This is a genomic window from Streptomyces sp. NPDC031365, assembly GCF_055569765.1.
In genome coordinates, this window is sequence record NZ_JBVIIM010000004.1 from 316,824 (window position 1) to 337,552 (window position 20,729).

The window sequence follows — 20,729 nt, forward strand, 5'->3', positions numbered from 1 at the left end:
GCTACTTGCGGTTGTAGAGCCGCATCGTGACCGGCCCGAAGACGAGCACGAACAGTGCGGCCCAGCCGAGCGTCCAGGCGACCTCGTCGGCCGGCCAGTCGCCCGCCATCAGTCCGCGCACCGCGGACGCGAGGTGGGTGACGGGGCTGTTGTTGACGAACGCCTGGAGCCAGCCCGGCATGGTGCGCGGGTCGACGAAGACGTTGGACAGGAAGGTGAGCGGGAAGATCACCATCATGCTGACGCCCATCACCGACTTCTCCGTGCGCAGCATCAGCCCGAACATCGTCCAGATCCACGAGAAGGCGAAGGAGAACAGCACCAGCAGCGCGATGCCGGCGAGCACTCCGTGGACCCCGCCGTCCGCGCGGTAGCCGAGGATCATGCCGACGGTCAGCATCACCACCGACGCGATGGTGTAGCGCAGGGCGTCGCCGAGCAGATAACCGACCATCGTCGACGGCCGCCAGATCGGCAGGCTGCGGAACCGGTCGAAGACACCCTTCTCGATGTCCGTGTTGACCGAGACGCCGGTGTACATCGTGATCATCACGACCGACATCACCAGGATGCCCGGCAGCAGGAACTGGATGTACGCCTTCGGTGAGCCGGCCAGTGCTCCGCCGAACAGGTACGTGTACATCAGCACCATCATGATCGGGAACGCCGTGACGTCGAAGAGCTGCTCCGGCACGTGCTTGATCTTGAGGATGGCGCGCCAGCCGAAGGTCAGAGAGGCCGACCAGGCGCTGGGCCGCTGGGGCCGCTCCTTGGCCACCAGCAGCTGGGCGAGGGAGTCGGCGCGCACCGGGGCGAGTTCGGCGCTCTCGGTGGTGGTCGTGGTGCTCATGCGGCGACCTCGTCCTTCGGGTCGTGGGCGGAGCCGGAGGCGGGCTGTTGGGTGTCATGGCCGGTGAGGGCCAGGAACACCTCGTCCAGGCTGGGCTGGCCGAGTGAGAAGTTGTCGACGGTGACGCCGGCGCGGGCCAGTTCGTTCAGCGCGCGTGCGGCCTGCTCGGCGGCGGTGTCGTCGCTCGCGGCCGTGGTGAGGTGGGCGGTCAGGGCCACCGGGTCGGGCTCGTTCTGCACCTGCGTGCCGAGCGCGCGGCGCAGCAGGTCCGAGGCGAGCGGCCGCTGGCCGGGGTCCCGCAGCCGCAGGTGGACGGATCCGGCGCCGACGGACGCCTTCAGTTCGCCCTTGGTCCCCTCGGCGATTACCCTGCCGCGGTCGATGACGGCGATCCGCGAGGCGAGCTGGTCGGCCTCGTCCAGGTACTGCGTGGTCAGCAGCACCGTGGTGCCCTGGGCGACGACCGCGCGCACGATGTCCCACACCTGGTTGCGGCTGCGGGGGTCGAGGCCGGTGGTCGGCTCGTCGAGGAACAGCAGGTCGGGGGTGTTGAGGATGGAGGCGGCGATGTCGATACGGCGCCGCATGCCGCCCGAGTAGTGCTTGACCTGCTTCCCGGCCGCCTCCGTGAGGCCGAAGGCCTCCAGGAGCTGGGCGGCGCGGGTGCGGGCGGAGGGCTTGCGATGGCCGAGGAGACGGGCCAGCAGGACCAGGTTCTCGGTGCCGGTGAGGTCCTCGTCCACGGACGCGTACTGGCCGGTGAGGCTCACCCGGCCGCGCACCTCGTCGGCCTCGCGGACGATGTCGTGGCCGAAGACACGGGCCTCGCCGCCGTCGGGCCGCAGGAGGGTGGCGAGCATCTTCACGGTGGTGGTCTTGCCCGCGCCGTTCGGTCCGAGGACGCCGTACACCGTGCCGGCCGGCACGGTCAGATCGACCCCGTCGACGGCCCGTGTCTCACCGAAGGTTTTGACCAGGCCCACGGTCTCGATCGCCGGGCCGGACGATTGCGTACTCATGCTGGGGGTCCTTCCGCGTGCTCGGGCTACGCAGGGAGAGACCTTCACCGTCGCGCGAACTCATCGGTCCCGCACATGGATTTCCGCTCGCCGTATCCGTGGCCCCCGCGCTCCCAGGGGTACCGTCCCCCTCATGCATGCGATCACGATTCCCGAACCCGGTGGGCCCGAGGCGCTGGTGTGGGACGAGGTCCCCGATCCGGTGGCCGGTCAGGACGAGGTCCTGGTCGAGGTGGTGGCCGGGGCCGTCAACCGGGCCGACATCCTCCAGCGGCAGGGCTTCTACAACCCGCCGCCCGGCGCTTCGCCCTACCCCGGTCTCGAATGCTCCGGGCGGATCGCCGCGCTCGGTGACGGGGTGAGCGGCTGGGCCGTCGGCGACGAGGTCTGCGCGCTGCTCGCGGGCGGCGGTTACGCCGAGAAGGTCGCCGTCCCGGCCGGGCAGCTGCTGCCCGTACCCGCAGGGCTCACCGTCGATCAGGCGGCGGCGCTCCCCGAGGTCGTCTGCACGGTCTGGTCGAACGTCTTCATGGTCGCCCACCTCCGCCCCGGCGAGACCTTCCTCGTGCACGGCGGCTCCAGTGGTATCGGCACCATGGCGATTCAGCTCGCCAAGGCCGTCGGTGCGACGGTCGCGGTGACGGCCGGCACCGCGGAGAAGCTGGAGCGCTGTGCGGAACTCGGCGCCGACATCCTGATCAACTACCGCGAGCAGGACTTCGTCGCGGAGCTGAAGCGGGCCACCGACGGGGCGGGCGCGGACGTCATCCTCGACAACATGGGCGCCAAGTACCTGGACCGCAACGTGCAGGCCCTCGCCGTCAACGGCCGGCTGGCGATCATCGGGATGCAGGGCGGCGTCAAGGGCGAGCTGAACATCGGTGCCCTCCTCGCCAAGCGCGGCGCCATCAGCGCGACCTCGCTGCGGGCCCGGCCGGCCGGGGAGAAGGCGGCGATCGTGGCGGCCGTACGGGAACACGTCTGGCCGCTCATCGCCGGTGGCCATGTCCGTCCCGTCGTCGACCGGGAGATCCCGATGCCGGACGCGGCCACCGCCCACCGGGTCGTGGAGGACAGCGGCCACATCGGCAAGGTCCTGCTGGTCACACCGGAGTGACCCGGTCCGCCGGGTCAGCGGCAGGGCCTGCGGGGCCGTCGGGTCAGTCGACTGGGGGTTGGCCCTGGTCGGCCGGTCAGTGGATCGGTTCGTGCGGGCGGGAGGCGGTGGTCGTCAGCCCCAGGTGCCGGGCGAGTTCGGCGTCGTCCGGAGCGGACAGCAGGACACCGTCCGGGAACCGCACCAGCGGCAGGGCGCCCCGGCCGCTCGGCCGGCAGTCCGAGGGCTTCCGGGCCGCGCTACGGTGATTGCCGCCTCGGTCTCCGCGTACGCGGTGAGCACCACCCGGCGGGCGTCCGGGTAACGGCTGACCGCCTCCAGCAGGAACTCCACGCCGGTGATCTCCGGCATCCGCTGGTCGACGAGGAACAGCGCCGGGTCGTGGCCCCGCTCGTCCAGCGAGTCGAGGATCTTCAGGGCGTCTGCGGCGGAGGAGGCGCCGAGGATGCGGTAGCGGTCGCCGTAGGCGCTGCGCAGGTCGCGGCGGACGGGCCCGCAGTACCTGGGGGGGTCGTCGTCGACGGCGAGGCCCCGCTCCGTTGAACCAGGGTTCCTCAGCCGGAGGCCCGGCGCACGGGCACGTCGGTGAGGACCGGCCCGGGGTGCCGCCGGGGCGCGGGATCCGCGTGAGCGTGCCCGGCATCGCGGATCCCGGACTCGGCGGGGGCGCCGTACCGGTTCGGCGTCGACTCGCCGGACCTCAGCCGGAGGCCTGGCGCATGCGCAGGGCGATGAAGGCGAGGCCGAAGCCGAGGCCGATGAGGACCAGGCCGCTGCCGAGGGGCAGGATGCGCAGGACGGGTTCGGTGCTCGTGACCGCGTGGGGTGCCGCCGCCCCGGACGACGTGGAGGGCACCGGCACCGCCGCCGAGGAGGCCGGCGCCTCCGGAGCGGTGTCATCGGCCCCGGGTGCCCTGGACGCCGCCTCCTCGCCCACGTCCGGCCGCTCGGCCCCGTCCGCCTCGCCCCGCTGCTCCCGCTCGCGTGACTCGGTGTCCCGCGGGTCCTCGGCCGCCTCGTGCCGCCCGGGCCACTCCCGGCCCTCGCCCGGCCGGCTCCCGGCCCGCGACGGCCGTTCGGAGGGGGAGGACGAGGAGGACGAGGAGGACGAGGAGGACGACGAGGGCGACGTCGAGGACGAGGCGGAGGGCACGGGCGTGCGGGACGTCGGACCGGCGCCGACCTCAGCGGCTCCGTAGGCCACAGGCGTCGCCGCCGTCGCCGTACCGACGGGCCCCGTGGCAGGGCCGTACGGCATCACCGCCGCCCCCGCCCCCAGAACTACCGTCGCCCCCACTACACGCAGCCATGGAGTCACGGCCGTGACCTCCCGCGCCGGCCGGTGCTCGGTCACACCGTCGGCAAGATGGGCCGGATGGACGCCCAACAGCCTCGCATTCCGCAATGAGCCCGGCATTCCGGACGCGTCCATCGGGTGGATCCCCCCGCGGACCCGACTTCCGGGGGCACCGCCGAGGCGGACCACGGGTGTGCGCGACAATGGCGGCATGGAGATGCCGAGGAACGAACGGTCGCCGGAGAATCCGCAGATCCTGGTCGTCGGCCAGGACGGGATGGCGCTCAGCGGAGGCGCCGGGGACGAGGATTCCCGCGAGACCCCGGTGACGGAGCAGGTGGAGCAGCCGGCGAAGGTCATGCGGATCGGCAGCATGATCAAGCAGCTGCTGGAGGAGGTGCGAGCGGCTCCCCTGGACGAGGCCAGCCGGGCCAGGCTCAAGGAGATCCACTCCAGTTCGGTGAAGGAGCTGGAGGACGGTCTGGCCCCGCAGTTGGTCGAGGAGCTGGAGCGGCTCTCCCTGCCCTTCACGGACGAGGGGACCCCGAGCGACGCCGAACTGCGGATCGCGCAGGCCCAGTTGGTGGGCTGGCTGGAGGGCCTCTTCCACGGCATCCAGACCACGCTCTTCGCCCAGCAGATGGCGGCCCGCGCCCAGTTGGAGCAGATGCGCCGAGCGCTTCCGCCCGGCGTCGGCGACGGTCCGGAGGAGCCGCCCATGGGCGGCCGCTCGGGTGGCCCGTACCTGTAACCGCCCCACTTGTCCTGCCCGAACGACCCGAAGGGGCCCGGCATCCGATGCCGGGCCCCTTCGCCGTGTCGTGTACGGCCGGAGTCAGGACGGCGGGTTGCCCGTCGAGACCTTGAGCGTGATCTCCGGCATGTCCTCGGGGTCGACGTCCGTGCCGGCCGGCGGGAACTGCTCCCGGACGGAGCCCTCGCCGTAGGTGTTCTCATCCACGTTGATGATCTTGATGCTGCTCCAGCCGGCGGCCTGGAAGCACTCCTTCACCGACGTGATGTGCTTGAACTTGAAGTTGGGGAGCCGGACCTTGTCCGGGTCGTTGTACGACTCCTGCGGCTCCTCGCACTCCTCCGCGTCGATCTTCTTCGACGTGTCCGGCCCGCGGTAGCCCTCCGCCTTGGTCGCCGACGCCGACGCCGAAGGGCTGCTGCCCCCGCCGCCCTGCGGGTCCTTGTCGTCGCCGTTCATCAGCAGCGCCGCGATCAGTCCGCCGACCGCCAGCACGGAGACGGCGATCGAGCCGATGATGACCGGCTTGTTCCGGCCGCCGCCGCCCCGGCCGGAGCCCGACGTCTGCGGCGTGATGTTGTACGGCGGCGGGGTCGACGTCCCCTGCTGTGCGGAGTACGCCGCCGGGGAGGGCGTCTGGTAACCGCCGTGCTGCGGATAGCCGTACGCCGGGGCGGGACCGGCCGGGGCCGGAGTGCCGTACGGGTTCGGCGGCGGGGTCGGCTGGTACGGCGTCTGCACGTTGCCCGTGGGTGCCGTGCTCGCCTGGTCCACCGGTGGGAACACCGCGGAGCCGACGCCCGCGCCGCTCTGCGTCTGCGTGCCCGGCACGATGCTCGGCGCAGCCGCCCGGAAGGACTGCGACACCCGCAGGCACTCCCCGCGCATCGCCTCCGCGCTGGGAAAACGCTCGTTCGGGTTCTTCCTCAGCGCGCGGGCGATCAGCGCGTCCACGGCCGGCGGCAGCGAGCGGTTGATGGAGGACGCGACCGGCGGCTCCTCCTGGACATGCGCGTACGCGATGGCCAGCGGCGAGTCCGCCTCGAACGGCAGCCGCCCGGTGACCAGCTGGAACAGCATGATGCCGACCGAGTAGAGATCGGAGCGCGCGTCCACACCCCGGCCGAGCGCCTGCTCCGGCGAGAGGTACTGCGGGGTGCCGACGACCATGCCGGTCTGTGTCATCGATGTCACACCGGACTGCATGGCGCGGGCGATGCCGAAGTCCATCACCTTGACCACACCGCGCTTGGTCATCATCACGTTGCCCGGCTTGATGTCCCGGTGGACCAGCCCCATCTCGTGGCTGATCTCCAGCGCCGCCAGCACGTCCGCGGTGATCTTCAGCGCCTTGTCGGCGGGCATCGCGCCCTGCTGCCGGGTGTCCTCGTCGAGCACGGACCCCAGCGGGCGGCCCTCGACGTACTCCATGACGATGTACGGCGTCGTCATGCCGTCCACATCGTCCTCGCCGGTGTCGAAGACCGACACGATGTTGGTGTGCGTGAGCTTCGCCACGGACTGGGCCTCGCGGCGGAAGCGCTCACGGAACGCCTGCTCCCGGCCGAGTTCCGTGTGCAACGTCTTGATGGCGACCTGACGGTCGAGCACGCTGTCGTAGGCGAGGTACACCGACGCCATGCCGCCCTGGCCGAGCAGGTCCCGCAGTTGGTAGCGTCCACCGGCGAGCGCCCGCCCCACGTACTGGCCCTCTGCGCCGTCCTGGCTCATGTTCCGCGTCCCCCGTAGCCTCTCCGGCGCCGCCGTCGGTGACTGTCTCGTCGTAGATCCAATGTGCTATTCCCGGCCAAGTCTGCCCCAGGCCACTGACACGTCAAGCGCGGTGCCCGTTCCGTGACCGTACGCGAAAGAAGCGTCGCGGAAGCGTTACAGCGGTCGTACTACCGGTACACGGAATTTGCACGACAGTACGGAGAGCGGGTTTCATGACCGGTCCGTCTGGTGCCGGCCCCGGCAGCCCGTCCCGCACCGGAGCCTTGTGCAAAGGCTGTAGCGTGGGCCGACGGAGACCGTAACAACACCGCGCGCACCGCGGGCAGAAACGACGGCGAGGACTGATGGCACAGCAGCAGCGCGCTCAGGGCCCGTCCGACCCCGAGGCGACTGGCGGCGGCATCTCGGACGCGCCGGACAACTGGGGCAACGGAGGGCTCGTCGGCGACGGCCGGTACCGGCTGACCCACAGACTCGGCCGGGGCGGAATGGCCGAGGTGTTCGCCGCCGAGGACGTACGCCTGGGCCGCACGGTCGCCGTCAAGCTGCTGCGTGCCGACCTGGCCGAGGACCCCGTCTCCAAGGCGCGTTTCACGCGTGAGGCGCAGTCGGTGGCCGGTCTCAACCACCACGCGATCGTCGCCGTGTACGACTCCGGCGAGGACGTCATCGGCGGCCAGTCGGTGCCGTACATCGTGATGGAGATCGTTGAGGGCCGCACCATCCGCGACCTCCTGCTGAACGCCGAGGCACCCGGACCCGAGCAGGCGCTGATCATCGTCTCCGGGGTCCTGGAGGCGCTCGCCTACTCCCACCAGCACGGCATCGTGCACCGCGACATCAAGCCGGCCAACGTCATCATCACCCACAACGGCGCCGTGAAGGTGATGGACTTCGGCATCGCCCGCGCGCTGCACGGCGCGTCCACGACGATGACGCAGACCGGCATGGTCATGGGCACCCCGCAGTACCTCTCCCCGGAGCAGGCGCTCGGCAAGGCCGTCGACCACCGCTCCGACCTGTACGCCACCGGCTGCCTGATGTACGAACTGCTGGCGCTGCGTCCCCCCTTCACCGGTGAGACGCCGCTGTCGGTGGTCTACCAGCACGTGCAGGACATCCCCACGCCCCCGTCGGAGGCGTCGGACGCCTGCCCGCCGGAGCTGGACGGCCTGGTCATGCGCTCCCTCGCCAAGGAGCCCGACGACCGTTTCCAGACGGCCGAGGAGATGCGCGGACTGATCCAGTACGCGCTGCAGATGCTCTACGACCAGGGCGGCCACACCGGCACCTGGAACACCGGCCCGGTGGACATGCACGACGGCCCGCGCACCCCGGCGGCCGGCTTCGCGGGGGCGGCCGTGCTGCCGCACCCGGACGCCGCCGGTACGACGGCGCTCCCACAGCCGATCCTGCCGGGCGGATACGGCAACGGTGACGACGGCGGCTTCGAGGGCAACGGCAACCAGGGCAGCGGACGCGGCAAGCTGTGGATCCTCGCGGTGCTCGCGGTGATCGCCGTCGTGGCGGGTGTCGCGCTGGCCCTCAACAACAAGGACGACGACGGGGGCGGCACCAAGACCGACCCGTCGCCGTCCGTCTCGCAGAGCACCGAGGACAAGAAGACCAGCGAGGCCCCGAGCGACGACACGACCGAGGAGACGACCGATCCCGGCACGGACCCGGGCAGCGGCTCGGGCGGCAACGGTGACTGGACGCCGTCGTACACGCCGTCCTGGACGCCGTCGCAGACGGAGACGGGTGAACCGACGGGTGAGCCGACCGGTGAGCCGACGGGCGAGCCCACCACACCGGCGGACCCCGGGACCGAGGACCCGCCGGACTCGCCGCCCGTGACGCTGCCGACGGGTGACACCGAGGGCGGGGACAACGGCGGCGAGGTCGGCGGCGGCGGAGAACCGGGCGGCGGCGGCGAGTAGCGGGCGGAGACGGCGGCGAGGCCGGGCGCGCCCGGCTCGTCGTACCGTCCTGGCGCCCGAACGCCGCTTTCCGTGCACCCTGTGCCTCTTTTCGCGGCACCCCGTGCCGTCACGAAATCGGCTCTTCCCGTGTCCGGGGTTCCGGGATAACGTGCCGTTGCTCCGGCCTCCTGCAAGGCTGTGACCAGCGCGCCTTCGGGGCCTTTCTCGATTTACTTGGAAACCCAAGCAAAATCGCAGGTCAGAGGGGTTTCACAGAAATGTGGAGCACTGGGTAACGTGCTTGTTGCAGGGCGCTCGCCGGGGCACCTGTCACGCCTGTTCCCGGCCGAGTGGCACCCACCCCGTGCCCGGTGGTCGAGAAACAGGTGAGCCGCACTGGCCTACCGGCAACCCCGGGGGCCGGACCGACGGAGGAGCACACGTGACCGTGGAGAGCACTGCCGCGCGCACACCGCGACGCAGCGCCGGAAGCAAGGCCGGCACCACCGGCGCCAAGCGCACCACCAGCACCACCAAGAAGGCCCCCGGCGCGGGGAAGAGCGCCGAGCCCGCCCTCGTCCAGCTGCTGACGCCCGAGGGCAAGCGCGTCAAGAACGCCGAGTTCGACAAGTACGTCGCCGACATCACCGCCGACGACCTGCGCGGTCTGTACCGCGACATGGTGCTCACCCGCCGCTTCGACGCCGAGGCCACCTCGCTGCAGCGCCAGGGCGAGCTGGGCCTGTGGGCATCGCTGCTCGGGCAGGAGGCGGCGCAGATCGGCTCCGGCCGGGCGCTGCGCGACGACGACTACGTCTTCCCCACCTACCGTGAGCACGGCGTCGCGTGGTGCCGCGGGGTGGATCCGACCAACCTGCTCGGCATGTTCCGCGGTGTGAACAACGGCGGCTGGGACCCGAACGGCAACAACTTCCACCTGTACACGATCGTCATCGGCTCCCAGACGCTGCACGCCACGGGCTACGCGATGGGCATCACCAAGGACGGCGCGGACAGCGCCGTCATCGCCTACTTCGGCGACGGTGCCTCCAGCCAGGGCGACGTGGCCGAGGCGTTCACCTTCTCCGCGGTCTACAACGCCCCGGTGGTGTTCTTCTGCCAGAACAACCAGTGGGCGATCTCCGAGCCGACCGAGAAGCAGTCCCGCGTGCCGCTGTACCAGCGCGCGCAGGGCTTCGGCTTCCCGGGCGTGCGCGTGGACGGCAACGACGTGCTGGCGAGCCTGGCCGTCACCAAGTGGGCCCTGGAGCGGGCCCGCGCCGGTGAGGGCCCGACGCTGGTCGAGGCGTTCACGTACCGCATGGGCGCGCACACCACCTCCGACGACCCCACCCGCTACCGCCACGACGACGAGCGGGCAGCCTGGGAGGCCAAGGACCCGATCCTGCGCCTTCGCCGCCACCTGGAGTCCGCACACCACGCGGACGAGGCGTTCTTCGCGGAACTGGAGGCCGAGAGCGAGGTGCTGGGCAGGCGGGTGCGCGAAGCGGTCCGTGCCATGCCGGACCCGGACCACTTCGCCATCTTCGAGAACGTGTACGCGGACGGCCACGCGCTCGTGGACGAGGAGCGGGCGCAGTTCGCCGCCTACCAGGCGTCGTTCGCGGACGACAACGGGGGTAAGTGAGATGACGGACAAGATGGCCCTGGCCAAGGCGATCACCGAGTCGCTCCGGCGTGCCATGGACGAGGACCCGAAGGTCCTCGTCATGGGTGAGGACGTCGGCAAGCTCGGCGGCGTGTTCCGGGTGACGGACGGGCTGCAGAAGGACTTCGGCGAGAGCCGCGTCATCGACACCCCGCTCGCCGAGTCGGGCATCGTCGGTACGGCGATCGGCCTGGCCCTGCGCGGCTACCGCCCGGTGGTCGAGATCCAGTTCGACGGCTTCGTCTTCCCGGCGTACGACCAGATCGTCACGCAGCTCGCGAAGATGCACGCCCGCGCGCTGGGCAAGGTCAAGATGCCCGTCGTCGTGCGCATCCCCTACGGCGGCGGCATCGGCGCCGTGGAGCACCACTCCGAGTCCCCGGAGTCGCTGTTCGCGCACGTGGCGGGCCTGAAGGTGGTCTCCCCGTCGAACGCGTCGGACGCGTACTGGATGATGCAGCAGGCCATCCAGAGCGACGACCCGGTGATCTTCTTCGAGCCCAAGCGGCGTTACTGGGACAAGGGCGAGGTCGACACCGAGGCGATCCCGGGCCCGCTGCACACCGCGCGCGTGGTGCGCGAGGGCACGGACCTGACCCTCGCCGCCTACGGCCCGATGGTGAAGCTCTGCCGGGAGGCCGCCGACGCCGCGGCCGAGGAGGGCCGCTCCCTGGAGGTGCTGGACCTGCGCTCGGTCTCCCCGATCGACTTCGACTCCCTCCAGGCGTCCGTCGAGAAGACCCGCCGGCTGGTCGTGGTCCACGAGGCACCGGTGTTCTTCGGTTCCGGCGCGGAGATCGCCGCGCGGATCACGGAGCGCTGCTTCTACCACCTGGAAGCACCGGTACTGCGGGTGGGCGGCTACCACGCCCCGTACCCGCCGGCCCGTCTGGAGGAGTCCTACCTTCCGGACCTGGACCGGGTGCTCGACGCCGTCGACCGCTCGCTGGCGTACTGAGGAGAGGGTCGTGACGACGATGACGAGCGCGTCCGTACGCGAATTCAAGATGCCGGACGTGGGCGAGGGCCTCACCGAGGCCGAGATCCTCAAGTGGTACGTCCAGCCGGGTGACACGGTCACCGACGGCCAGGTGGTCTGCGAGGTCGAGACGGCGAAGGCGGCCGTCGAACTGCCCATCCCCTACGACGGTGTGGTCCGCGAACTGCACTTCCCCGAGGGCACCACGGTCGACGTCGGTACGTCGATCATCGCGGTGGAGGTCGCGGGCGGCGCGGCCCCCGCGGCGGAGGAGGCACCCGCCCCCGCACCCGCCGAGGAGCCCGACGAGAAGCCGGCCGCCCGCCAGCCCGTCCTGGTCGGCTACGGCGTGTCGACGTCCTCGACGCGCCGCCGCCCCCGCAAGACGCCGGTTCCGGACGCCGCCGCCGAGCAGGCGGCGGTGGCCGTCCAGGCGGAACTGAACGGCCACAGTGCCCCCGCCGCCCCCGCTCCCGCCGTTCCCAGGGAACGCCCGCTGGCGAAGCCGCCGGTGCGCAAGCTGGCGAAGGACCTGGGCGTCGACCTGGCCACGGTCACGCCGACCGGCCCGGACGGCATCATCACCCGCGAGGACGTCCACGCGGCGGTGGCGACCTCGGCACAGGAGCCGGCCGCCCCGGCGGCCGTGTCCGCACCCGCCGCTGCCGCCCAGGCCGCACCGGTGTCGTACGACACCGCGCGGGAGACCCGCGTCCCGATCAAGGGGGTGCGCAAGATCACGGCGGCGGCGATGGTCGGCTCCGCCTTCACGGCGCCGCACGTCACCGAGTTCGTGACGGTGGACGTGACGCGCACGATGAAGCTGGTCGAGGAGCTCAAGCAGGACAAGGAGTTCACGGGCCTGCGCGTGAACCCCCTCCTGCTGATCGCCAAGGCCCTGCTGGTCGCGATCAAGCGCAACCCCGACGTCAACGCGTCGTGGGACGAGGCGGCCCAGGAGATCGTGGTCAAGCACTACGTCAACCTGGGCATCGCGGCGGCCACCCCGCGCGGTCTGATCGTCCCGAACATCAAGGACGCCCACGCCAAGACGCTGCCGCAACTGGCCGAGTCCCTGGGCGAACTGGTCGCGACGGCCCGGGAGGGCAAGACCTCCCCCGCCGCGATGCAGGCGGGCACGGTGACGATCACCAACGTCGGCGTCTTCGGCGTCGACACGGGCACGCCGATTCTCAACCAGGGCGAGTCCGCGATCCTCGCGGTCGGCGCGATCAAGCTCCAGCCGTGGGTCCACAAGGGCAAGGTCAAGCCCCGCCAGGTCACCACCCTGGCCCTCTCCTTCGACCACCGCCTGGTCGACGGCGAACTGGGCTCCAAGGTCCTGGCCGACGTGGCGGCGATCCTGGAGAACCCGAAGCGCCTGATCACCTGGGCGTGAGGCCCACGAACCGGATGGGTTCATGAGACAGGAGGGGCGCCGCAGCTTCGGACTGCGACGCCCCTCCTGCCGTTCCGGTCCGCTCGGCCCGGATGGAGCACGTACCACCCGTAAGCGTCGGAGGCTGGTGCCGCCGAGTTTGCCGCTGGAGGACGGCTCCGGCTCGGCGGCGAGGGCATTGATCGCTTTCACCAGTGGCTTCACCGCATCGCCGTCTCGGGCGCGGAGCCGTTTGAGCCCTTCGGAGGCAGTCCGCTCCCAGGTGATCGTGTAGCTCACGAGACCTCGGCTCCCGCGACGAAGGCGTTGATCTCGTCCTGGGTCGCCGTGGGCCCTTCCACGAGCCGTGCGTACAAGGAGACGGTCACGTCGGCGAAGTCGACGGCCTGCTCGCGTGAGTCCCCATTCGGCGCGGAGTCGGCGAGCGCCTGCGTCCACCAGTGGTTCAGGAAGGCGTCGAAGCCACCGGGATCACCCAGGGCGCTCAGCTCCGCGTAGAACTCGGTGCGCCGGTCGATGCGGAGAGCCGTACCGATCCCCTCCACGGTGCGGGGTACGACGTTGCCGGCGAACCCGGTGGTGTCTTGCGCCTCGGCCACCGCGTCCTGCCACTCGCCTGCCATCCGAGCCTCCCTTCGCCGTGAAGTCACAGTACTGCCGCGGTGCGTCGGCCGACGCCTGAGCGGACTACGCATCGGCCCTCCCCGTCACGGTCAGTTCGGCCCACACCGTCTTGCCCACGCGAAGCCGCTCCACCGACCACTTGTCCGCCAACATTTCCACGATGAGGAGGCCGCGCCCGAACTGGGCGTCGAGGTCCGAGGTCCTGCGCTGCGGAGGTCGCTCCCCCTTCGGGTCCGTGACGGCGATGCGCAGGGCGCCGCCGGTGAGGGAGGTCTCCACCCGGAACAGCCGGTCCCGCAGACAGCCGTGCAGCAGGGCGTTGGTGCACAACCCGCTCGTGGACGCCGTCGTCGAACGCTCTGCGGCGTGCGGCCGGTGACCGCTTCCGACATCCCCGGTAGACCCTTTGACGTGGTGCTGTGCGACCTCGACAACGTGATCCGCTTCTACGACACGGCCCCACTGGCCGAGCTGGAACGCGCCGCGGGACTGGCCGAGGGCACCACCAAGGACGTGGCCTACGCGCCTGACGTGGATCTGCCGCTCCTGCTCGGCAAGATCACCAAAGAGGAGTGGGTGCACTCCATCGCGTCGGCACTCTCCGGCCAAGTGCCGCAGGCGTACGCTCGTCGGCTGGGCAGGGCACTCGCCGATGCCCCGTTCCGGGCCGATGGCGCGGTGGTGAGCCTGCTGCGTCAGGTGAAAAGGCATGCCCCCCTGGTCCTGGTGACCGATGCGACCCTGGAGCTGGAGCGCGACCCGGAGGCGATGGGGCCGGCGGATCTCGCGGATCACATCGTCAGCAGCGCGCGGGTGGGGGTGGCCAAGCCCGACCGGGAGATCTACGAGATCGCAGTCCAACGGGTGGGAACCACCGCCGGCCGGTGCTTGTTCGTGGACGACCGGCTGGAGAACGTCGAGGCCGCCGTCACAGTCGGGATGACCGGTGTGCACTACCGCGAGCCCGCCGATCTCCGGAAGGGGCTGTGCTCCGTGGTCGGCGCCGAGGCCGATGCCGCAGCCCATGCCTGGAAGGAGCCCGCCCACTCTCGGCACCACTTTCTGCCTGCGGAAACGATGAGACCGTAACCTCCGGTTGGGGTCTCGGGGTTGCAGTCATCCACAGGGAAAAGGGGCCCACCCGTGCAGGCGGGCCCCGTCGTGTCCGTGCGTCAGATCTTGCCGAAGCCGTAGCCCAGGAGCTTCTTGGCGTCCTTCTCGCGCTGGGCGGCGGAGGAGGAGGCGAGGACCGTGCCGATGACCGTCTTGCCGTTGCGGGTCGCGGCGAAGACCAGGCAGTACTTGGCCTCCGGGCCCGAGCCGGTCTTCACGCCGATCGTGCCGCTGTAGTTGCTGAGCAGCGTGTTCGTGTTGGTCCACGGCGCCATCGTGCGGGTGCCGCCCGACTTCGTCTTCGTCTTGGCCGTGTACTTCTTCGTCTTCACGATCGAGCGGAACGTCGAGTTCTTCATCGCGCTGCTGGCGATCTTCGTCAGGTCGCGCGGCGTGGAGTAGTTCTTGCCCTTGCCGATGCCGTCGAACGAGTCGAAGTGGGTGTTCTTCAGGCCCAGTTTCTTCGCCTCCGCGTTCATCTTGCCGATGAACGACTTCACCCGCGCCGACCGCGTCGTGCCGCTACCGAACTTGTCGGCCAGCGCGTATGCCGCGTCGCAGCCGGACGGCAGCATCAGTCCGTACAGCAGCTGGCGCACGGTGACCTTGTCGCCGACGATCAGCCGTGCCGACGAGGCGTTGTTCTTCACGATGTAGTCGCTGTACGCCATCTGGATCGTGACCTTGGCGTCCAGGTTCAGGTTCTTCTGCGCGAGCACGACCTTCGCGGTCATGATCTTCGTCGTCGAGCCGGTCGAACGGCGGGTGTTGTCCGTCTTCCCGTACAGCGTCTTGCCGTTCGCGTTGTTCATCACGAAGCCGCCCTTGGCGACGATCGTGGGCGCGGCGGCGGCTGCGTAGTAGGCGGCTGCCTGAGCGGCGGCGGCCCGCACGGGGGCGGGCTGCGCGGGAGCGGCCTGCGCGGGTGCTGCGTAGAGGGCTCCGGTCGAGAGCATGGCGCCGGTGGTCACGGCGACGCCGACGGCTCTGCGGAGGCGGATGCCCTGAATGCCGATCTTCAAGTCAGATACCCCGAATACCTTGAATGGCCGAGTGAGGCGGCCAAGTTGAGGTGCGGCCACACAGGAGGGGCCGCATATGTCTGACTGCTGCGCGGAGCGGATGGTTGTGCGGGAGGCGGGGTGACTTTCCGAGGGCGTCGGTCCGCATCGTGGACGTACGATTCCATGCGTACGTGTTGTATCTATCCTGTCCGCATGACCAGCCTGGCTCCCGTGAAGCAACCGCCCGCCGCCGAGCGCGTCTACGGTCACGTCAAACAAGGCGTCCTGGACCGCCGTTACGAGGGCGGCACGCTGCTCACGGAAGGCGAGCTGGCCGAGGCCGTGGGGGTCTCGCGCACCCCCGTGCGCGAAGCGCTGCTGCGGCTGGAGGCCGAAGGGCTGATCAAGCTCTACCCGAAGAAGGGCGCTCTCGTCCTGCCGGTCTCCGCCCAGGAGATCCACGATGTCGTGGAGACCCGGCTGCTCGTCGAGGAGCACGCCGCGAGGAAGGCCGTCCCCGCGCCCCCCGGTCTCATCGAGCGCCTCGAGCAGCTGCTCGCCCGGCAGAGGGAACAGGCCGCCGCCGGTGATTTCGCCGCCGCCTCCGTCACCGACCGGTGCTTCCACGCCGAGATCGTCCGCAGCGGCGGCAACGAGATCCTCTCCCGCCTCTACGACCAGCTCCGCGACCGCCAGCTGCGCATGGGCGTCGCCGTGATGCACTCCCACCCCGATCGCATCGCCAAGACCCTCGCCGAGCACGGGGAGATCCTGCAGGCGCTGCGCTCGGGTGACGCGGAGGCGGCCGTCGGGGTCGTCCAGCGGCACGTCGGCTGGTTCTCCCACCTGGCCAGGGGAGAGGTGCGATGAGCGGCGTCACCCGGCCCGGTGATCCTCCCCCAGAGGGGGCACCCCCAGGCGGGCGGCGCGCCCTCGCCGTGTGGGGGATCGGCGTCTCCGTCTACTTCGTCGCCGTCATCTTCCGTACGTCCCTGGGGGTGGCCGGCCTCGACGCCGCCGACCGCTTCGGGGTCAACGCCTCCGCCCTCTCCACGTTCTCCATCCTCCAACTGCTGGTCTACGCGGGCATGCAGATACCCGTCGGGCTGCTGGTGGACCGGCTCGGCACCAAGAAGGTACTGAGCATCGGAGTCGTGCTGTTCACGGCCGGGCAGCTCGGCTTCGCGTTCTCCCCCTCCTACGGCATGGCGCTCGCCTCACGGGCGCTGCTCGGCTGCGGTGACGCGATGACGTTCATCAGCGTGCTCCGGCTGGGCACCCGGTGGTTTCCGGCCCGGCGCGGGCCGCTGGTCGCGCAGATGGCCGGGCTGGCCGGCATGGCGGGCAACCTCGTCTCCACGCTGGTGCTCTCCCGGCTGCTGCACGGCATCGGCTGGACGGCGGCGTTCGCCGGCAGCGCGGTCGCCGGGGCCGTGGTGTTCGTGCTGCTGCTCCTCTTCCTCAAGGACGACCCCGAGGGGCACGAACCGGGGCCCGTCCCGCACCGGGGCGCCGCCTATGTACGCCGTCAGATCGCCGCGTCCTGGCGGGAGCCGGGGACCCGGCTGGGACTGTGGGTGCACTTCACCACCCAGTTCCCCGCGATGGTGTTCCTGCTGCTGTGGGGGATGCCGTTCCTGGTCGAGGCGCAGGGGCTGTCGCGGGCGGTCGCCGGTGAGCTGCTGACGCTGGTGGTGCTGTCCAACATGGCCGTCGGGCTGGTCTACGGACAGGTCGTCGCCCGGCACCACGGGGCGCGGCTGCCGCTGGCACTGGGAACGGTCGCCGCGACGGCGTCGCTGTGGGCCGCGACACTGGCCTACCCGGCGGATACGGCACCGATGTGGCTGCTGGTCGTGCTGTGCACGGTGCTGGGGGCCTGCGGGCCGGCTTCGATGCTCGGGTTCGACTTCGCGCGGCCGGCGAATCCGCCGGAGCGGCAGGGGACGGCGTCCGGGATCACGAACATGGGGGGCTTCGTGGCCTCCATGACCACCCTGTTCGCGATCGGGGTGCTGCTGGACGCGACCGGGGGCGACTACGCCGTCGCCTTCTCGTCGGTGTTCGTGCTCCAGGCGCTGGGGGTCTCGCAGATTCTGCGGTTGCGGAGGCGGGCGGCGCGGGCCGAGCGGGAGCGGTTGGTCGCGAGCCGGGTGACTTCGGTGCACGTGCCTGTGTAGGTGCCCGGTGTGGTGGTGGGGGGCCGGGCGGGGAGTGGGACGCGTGGCCGACGCTGCCGGGTGCCTCCCCCACCGGCCCCCTGCCCCACTCCCGGCTTCGCTCGAGCGGGGATACCCCATCGCCCCCGGGGTGCCTCGCCCAGGCCCCTTCGGGCTCTGGGCGAGGCACGGCGCAGCGGCGGCGGGCAGCCCCGCCGGGACGGTCCGCCTCTACGCCGTGACCGTGAAGTACCGGAGGATCGCCCCCGCCAGGTCCAGGTCGCCCTCCGTCTTCACCCGGTCCGCCACCGCCTCCGGTGTCACGCGGCCGCACGCCAGACGGACGTAGGTCTCCCAGTCGAGGGTGAGGGTGGCGGCCGGGCCGAGGGCAGGGGCCGTTTCCAGGGTGCCGCGGCCCTGGATGTCGACGCGGATCGTGCGCAGGAACTCCACCGGACCGTGGACGTCGATGACGACGGCCGAGCTGCGCGGTGCCTGCGCCCGCTCGGCGACCACGCGCGGCAGCTCGGCGAGCAGCACGTCCCGGGCGACGTGCGCGCCGGGGGAGTCGAGGTTGCCGGGGCGGCCGAGGGCCGTGCGCAGGTCCTGCTCGTGCGCCCACACGTCGAAGGCGTGCCGGCGCATGGCCTCCTCCAGGGTCAGCTCCGTGCCGAGCGGGCCGCGCACCTTGGTGCCCGGCTCGCGGTTCTCGTTGCGCAGCTGCCGGTTGCGGCGGATGATCATGAGCTCCAGCTCGGAGGTCATCTCCGGCGCCGTGTGGTGACGACGGACGTCGACCTGCATCTCCATGTACCGCTGGTGGTCGTTGGTGACGTGGAACAGGTCGCGCGGCAGCGTGTGGATGGGGCGCGGGTCGCCGTACATCTCGGAGTCCAGGCCGATGACGTGCGAGACCACGTCACGGACCGACCAGCCCGGGCACGGCGTCCGCCGGTTCCAGTCGGCCTCCGGGAGCGGCTGCACCAGCTCGGATATCGCCTCGATCGAGTGGGTCCAGGCGTCGGCGTAGGGCTGGAGGGTGGGATGCAGACTCACGGAACGGGACCCCTCGGCGGTCGGTACACGGGCAGGTTGTGGCGGCGGTGCCAGTGGGCGGTGGCTGCACTGCGTGGGTGTCTCGGGTCTCCCCCGGTTCTCGGCTTCGCTCGAACAGGGGGGACCCCCAAGTTACGCTGCTGAGTGGCACCCCTGCAGTGCTTTCGTGTGACGATCGTAGGCCCGTGTGCGCGGGTCGAATGCCAGGACGGTGGTAGTGTGCGCGCTTCCTTGCTCCAAGTCGCCGTGAACGAGGACGAATCGGTCGAATCACGTCGGCGCCGGGTCGCCGGGATGGTACGGGATCAGGCCGGTGCCGATCTCGTTGTGCTCCCGGAGCTGTGGACCACGGGTGCGTTCGCGTACGACGGGTTCGCCGGCGAGGCGGAACCGCTCGAGGGTCCGACCTTCGAGGCAATGGCCAAGGCCGCGAGCGACGCGGGCGTGTGGCTGCACGCGGGCTCCGTCCCGGAGAGGGACCCGGACGGCCCCCTCTACAACACCTCTCTCCTCTTCTCCCCCTCCGGCGATCTGGCCGCCGCCTACCGCAAGATCCACCGCTTCGGCTTCGACAAGGGCGAGGCCGTGCTGATGGCAGCGGGCGACGCCCTGGTGACGGTCCGTCTTCCACAGACCGTGCTCGGTGTGGCCACCTGCTACGACCTCCGTTTCCCCGAACTCTTCCGCGGGCTCGTCGACGCCGGCGCCGAGACCTTCGTCGTCCCGGCGGGCTGGCCGGAACGCCGCCGGTCCCACTGGACGCTGCTGGCACAGGCGCGGGCCGTGGAGAACCAGGCGTTCGTCCTCGCGTGTGGAACGGCCGGGACGCACGCCGGAGTTCCGCAGGCGGGTCACTCGATCGTGGTGGATCCCTGGGGCGAGGTCCTGGCCGAGGCGGGCCCCGGGGAGGAGGTCCTCACGGTCGACTTCGACCCCGCGACGGTGGCGGGCACCCGCGAACGCTTCCCGGCCCTGAAGGACCGCGTCCTGGGCCTGGACCGCCCCGGCCCCCGGCCCTAGTCCCCCTCCCGTTCCTTCTCCCCGAGCTGAATCACGCACACCGCCACCGCGATCAGCAGCGCCGGGTCCGCGTCGTCGCGGACGACGTCGATGCCGTAGGTGTCCCGGATGGTCAGCCACCGCCGTGAGATCACGGCGAGCAGTTCACCGTCGTACTCGACGGCGAACTCCCGGTCGAGGATCCGGCCGCTGACGTCCAGCTCGGTGCTGCCGTCCGCCAGGACCACCCGGTAATGGTTGCGCAGCAGGGACATCCGTTTGCGCCGGACGGTGGCGAGCGGCTCGCCGTCCCGTTCGATCACCATCGTGTCCCGCAGCGCGAACATCTTCTGCCGGATGTCGATCAGCACCCGCCCCTCGGTGTCCTTCAGCTCGAAGGTGTCCCGCAGCCGCATGGCCTTGCCGTCGACGAGGAAGACCCTGTTGCCCCGGTCGTCCTCGATCCAGTAGTCGTCCCCGATCCCCAGAATCCGGTCCCGTACGAGAAATCTCATGCCCCAGGACTTCCCCGCCCCCGTTCCCGAAACCTGGCGTCTAGCCCGACGGGCCGAGCCCCGTCACCCGGACCGGTCCGCGTCCACGGCCGGCCGCCCTCGCGGGGCGAGGCTTACGCGCGCTGCGCTCCCCCTGCCGTGGGGAGCGCTCTCCCGCTGCTCCGAGACGGCCACGCGCTGAGGGCCTCCAGCACCGGAAGGGCGCGGGAGAGACGATTCTCCCGCGCCCACAAACGTGTCGACCCCCGGGGTCAGACGCCGTACCCGTCGCTGTAGCCGTCGCGGGTGTGCGGCCGGGTGGTGTCGTCGACGACCGGGGTGGCGGGTGGTACGACGACCCGCCGGCGCCGGGCGATGCTGCTGAAGGTCGCGACGCCGATCAGGCCGACGATCATGAAGATGACGCCGACCAGGTCAAGGTTGACACCCTGCATGTCCCAGTCGGTCGCGAACGTGAGGATTGCTCCTGCGGCGATGAGGATGATGCATCCGCCGAGGCCCATGAGTGTCGCCTCCCTG

Annotated in this window: 20 protein-coding genes; 10 read left to right on the plus strand and 10 right to left on the minus strand. The window is 70.8% G+C overall.

The window, feature by feature from the left end:
• Nucleotide 1: 1 nt before the first annotated feature.
• Together ACZ5C2_RS09380 and ACZ5C2_RS09385 are read right to left on the minus strand one after the other, a co-directional pair.
• Nucleotides 2-850, minus strand: a complete 849-nt coding sequence (locus ACZ5C2_RS09380) for an ABC transporter permease (protein ID WP_468788293.1) — start codon at nt 848-850, stop codon at nt 2-4.
• Complete coding sequence (locus tag ACZ5C2_RS09385; protein ID WP_468788295.1) at nt 847-1,869, minus strand: ATP-binding cassette domain-containing protein; 1,023 nt, start codon at nt 1,867-1,869, stop codon at nt 847-849. Before ACZ5C2_RS09385 ends, ACZ5C2_RS09380 begins: the two co-directional genes overlap by 4 nt.
• A gap of 133 nt (nt 1,870-2,002) precedes the next feature.
• On the opposite strand from ACZ5C2_RS09385, the gene ACZ5C2_RS09390 reads away from it, so the two are divergent.
• Complete coding sequence (locus tag ACZ5C2_RS09390; RefSeq protein WP_468788297.1) at nt 2,003-2,986, plus strand: NAD(P)H-quinone oxidoreductase; 984 nt, start codon at nt 2,003-2,005, stop codon at nt 2,984-2,986.
• Between the two features lie 700 nt (nt 2,987-3,686).
• Here ACZ5C2_RS09390 and ACZ5C2_RS09395 read toward each other — a convergent pair.
• The gene (locus ACZ5C2_RS09395) at nt 3,687-4,244 is read right to left on the minus strand and encodes a hypothetical protein (protein WP_468788299.1); all 558 of its coding nucleotides are present in this window, start codon (nt 4,242-4,244) and stop codon (nt 3,687-3,689) included.
• A gap of 250 nt (nt 4,245-4,494) precedes the next feature.
• Between ACZ5C2_RS09395 and ACZ5C2_RS09400 the strand changes: the two genes are divergently transcribed.
• A complete protein-coding gene (locus ACZ5C2_RS09400) occupies nt 4,495-5,034 on the plus strand; it encodes a bacterial proteasome activator family protein (RefSeq protein WP_468788301.1) in 540 nt (179 codons plus the stop codon).
• Between the two features lie 84 nt (nt 5,035-5,118).
• Here ACZ5C2_RS09400 and ACZ5C2_RS09405 read toward each other — a convergent pair whose 3' ends face one another.
• Entirely contained in the window at nt 5,119-6,768 is a 1,650-nt protein-coding gene (locus ACZ5C2_RS09405; RefSeq protein WP_468788303.1) for a protein kinase domain-containing protein, read from the minus strand.
• Between the two features lie 347 nt (nt 6,769-7,115).
• On the opposite strand from ACZ5C2_RS09405, the gene ACZ5C2_RS09410 reads away from it, so the two are divergent.
• The 4 genes from ACZ5C2_RS09410 (at nt 7,116) to ACZ5C2_RS09425 (ending at nt 12,740) form a co-directional block, all read left to right on the plus strand.
• Complete coding sequence (locus ACZ5C2_RS09410; protein ID WP_468788305.1) at nt 7,116-8,711, plus strand: protein kinase domain-containing protein; 1,596 nt, start codon at nt 7,116-7,118, stop codon at nt 8,709-8,711.
• A 424-nt stretch (nt 8,712-9,135) separates the two neighbouring features.
• Complete coding sequence (gene pdhA / locus ACZ5C2_RS09415) at nt 9,136-10,341, plus strand: pyruvate dehydrogenase (acetyl-transferring) E1 component subunit alpha (RefSeq protein ID WP_468788307.1); 1,206 nt, start codon at nt 9,136-9,138, stop codon at nt 10,339-10,341.
• Nucleotide 10,342: 1 nt separating this feature from the next.
• Nucleotides 10,343-11,320 (plus strand): alpha-ketoacid dehydrogenase subunit beta, encoded by a 978-nt coding sequence (locus tag ACZ5C2_RS09420; RefSeq protein WP_468788309.1) that lies wholly within the window; start codon nt 10,343-10,345, stop codon nt 11,318-11,320.
• 19 nt (nt 11,321-11,339) lie between these two features.
• Entirely contained in the window at nt 11,340-12,740 is a 1,401-nt protein-coding gene (locus ACZ5C2_RS09425; RefSeq protein WP_468788560.1) for a dihydrolipoamide acetyltransferase family protein, read from the plus strand.
• 275 nt (nt 12,741-13,015) lie between these two features.
• Here ACZ5C2_RS09425 and ACZ5C2_RS09430 read toward each other — a convergent pair whose 3' ends face one another.
• Both ACZ5C2_RS09430 and ACZ5C2_RS09435 read right to left on the minus strand, forming a co-directional pair.
• Complete coding sequence (locus tag ACZ5C2_RS09430) at nt 13,016-13,363, minus strand: hypothetical protein (protein WP_468788311.1); 348 nt, start codon at nt 13,361-13,363, stop codon at nt 13,016-13,018.
• 64 nt (nt 13,364-13,427) lie between these two features.
• Complete coding sequence (locus ACZ5C2_RS09435; RefSeq protein WP_468788313.1) at nt 13,428-13,694, minus strand: ATP-binding protein; 267 nt, start codon at nt 13,692-13,694, stop codon at nt 13,428-13,430.
• Nucleotides 13,695-13,739: 45 nt separating this feature from the next.
• Between ACZ5C2_RS09435 and ACZ5C2_RS09440 the strand changes: the two genes are divergently transcribed.
• Nucleotides 13,740-14,453, plus strand: coding sequence for an HAD-IA family hydrolase (locus tag ACZ5C2_RS09440; protein WP_468788562.1), 714 nt, complete (start codon nt 13,740-13,742; stop codon nt 14,451-14,453).
• 83 nt (nt 14,454-14,536) lie between these two features.
• On the opposite strand, the gene ACZ5C2_RS09445 is transcribed toward ACZ5C2_RS09440, so the two are convergent.
• Nucleotides 14,537-15,499, minus strand: coding sequence for a D-alanyl-D-alanine carboxypeptidase family protein (locus ACZ5C2_RS09445; RefSeq protein WP_468788315.1), 963 nt, complete (start codon nt 15,497-15,499; stop codon nt 14,537-14,539).
• Nucleotides 15,500-15,694: 195 nt separating this feature from the next.
• Between ACZ5C2_RS09445 and ACZ5C2_RS09450 the strand changes: the two genes are divergently transcribed.
• Nucleotides 15,695-16,351 carry a GntR family transcriptional regulator gene (locus ACZ5C2_RS09450; protein ID WP_468788317.1) on the plus strand — a complete coding sequence of 219 codons (657 nt, stop codon included), beginning with the start codon at nt 15,695-15,697 and terminating at the stop codon, nt 16,349-16,351.
• On the plus strand, nt 16,348-17,661 hold the full coding sequence (locus ACZ5C2_RS09455; protein ID WP_468788319.1) for an MFS transporter: 1,314 nt from the start codon (nt 16,348-16,350) through the stop codon (nt 17,659-17,661). Before ACZ5C2_RS09450 ends, ACZ5C2_RS09455 begins: the two co-directional genes overlap by 4 nt.
• A gap of 210 nt (nt 17,662-17,871) precedes the next feature.
• Here the strand turns inward: ACZ5C2_RS09455 and ACZ5C2_RS09460 are convergent, their stop codons facing one another.
• Complete coding sequence (locus ACZ5C2_RS09460; RefSeq protein WP_468788321.1) at nt 17,872-18,696, minus strand: maleylpyruvate isomerase family mycothiol-dependent enzyme; 825 nt, start codon at nt 18,694-18,696, stop codon at nt 17,872-17,874.
• Nucleotides 18,697-18,915: 219 nt separating this feature from the next.
• Here ACZ5C2_RS09460 and ACZ5C2_RS09465 point away from each other — a divergent pair, with 219 nt between their 5' ends.
• Complete coding sequence (locus tag ACZ5C2_RS09465) at nt 18,916-19,716, plus strand: carbon-nitrogen family hydrolase (protein WP_468788323.1); 801 nt, start codon at nt 18,916-18,918, stop codon at nt 19,714-19,716.
• Here ACZ5C2_RS09465 and ACZ5C2_RS09470 read toward each other — a convergent pair.
• Both ACZ5C2_RS09470 and ACZ5C2_RS09475 read right to left on the minus strand, forming a co-directional pair.
• The gene (locus tag ACZ5C2_RS09470) at nt 19,713-20,210 is read right to left on the minus strand and encodes an LURP-one-related/scramblase family protein (protein ID WP_468788325.1); all 498 of its coding nucleotides are present in this window, start codon (nt 20,208-20,210) and stop codon (nt 19,713-19,715) included. The two genes, ACZ5C2_RS09465 and ACZ5C2_RS09470, sit on opposite strands and share 4 nt — an antisense overlap.
• Before the next feature lie 251 nt (nt 20,211-20,461).
• Nucleotides 20,462-20,713, minus strand: coding sequence for a DUF6458 family protein (locus ACZ5C2_RS09475; protein ID WP_468788327.1), 252 nt, complete (start codon nt 20,711-20,713; stop codon nt 20,462-20,464).
• Nucleotides 20,714-20,729 lie beyond the last annotated feature (16 nt).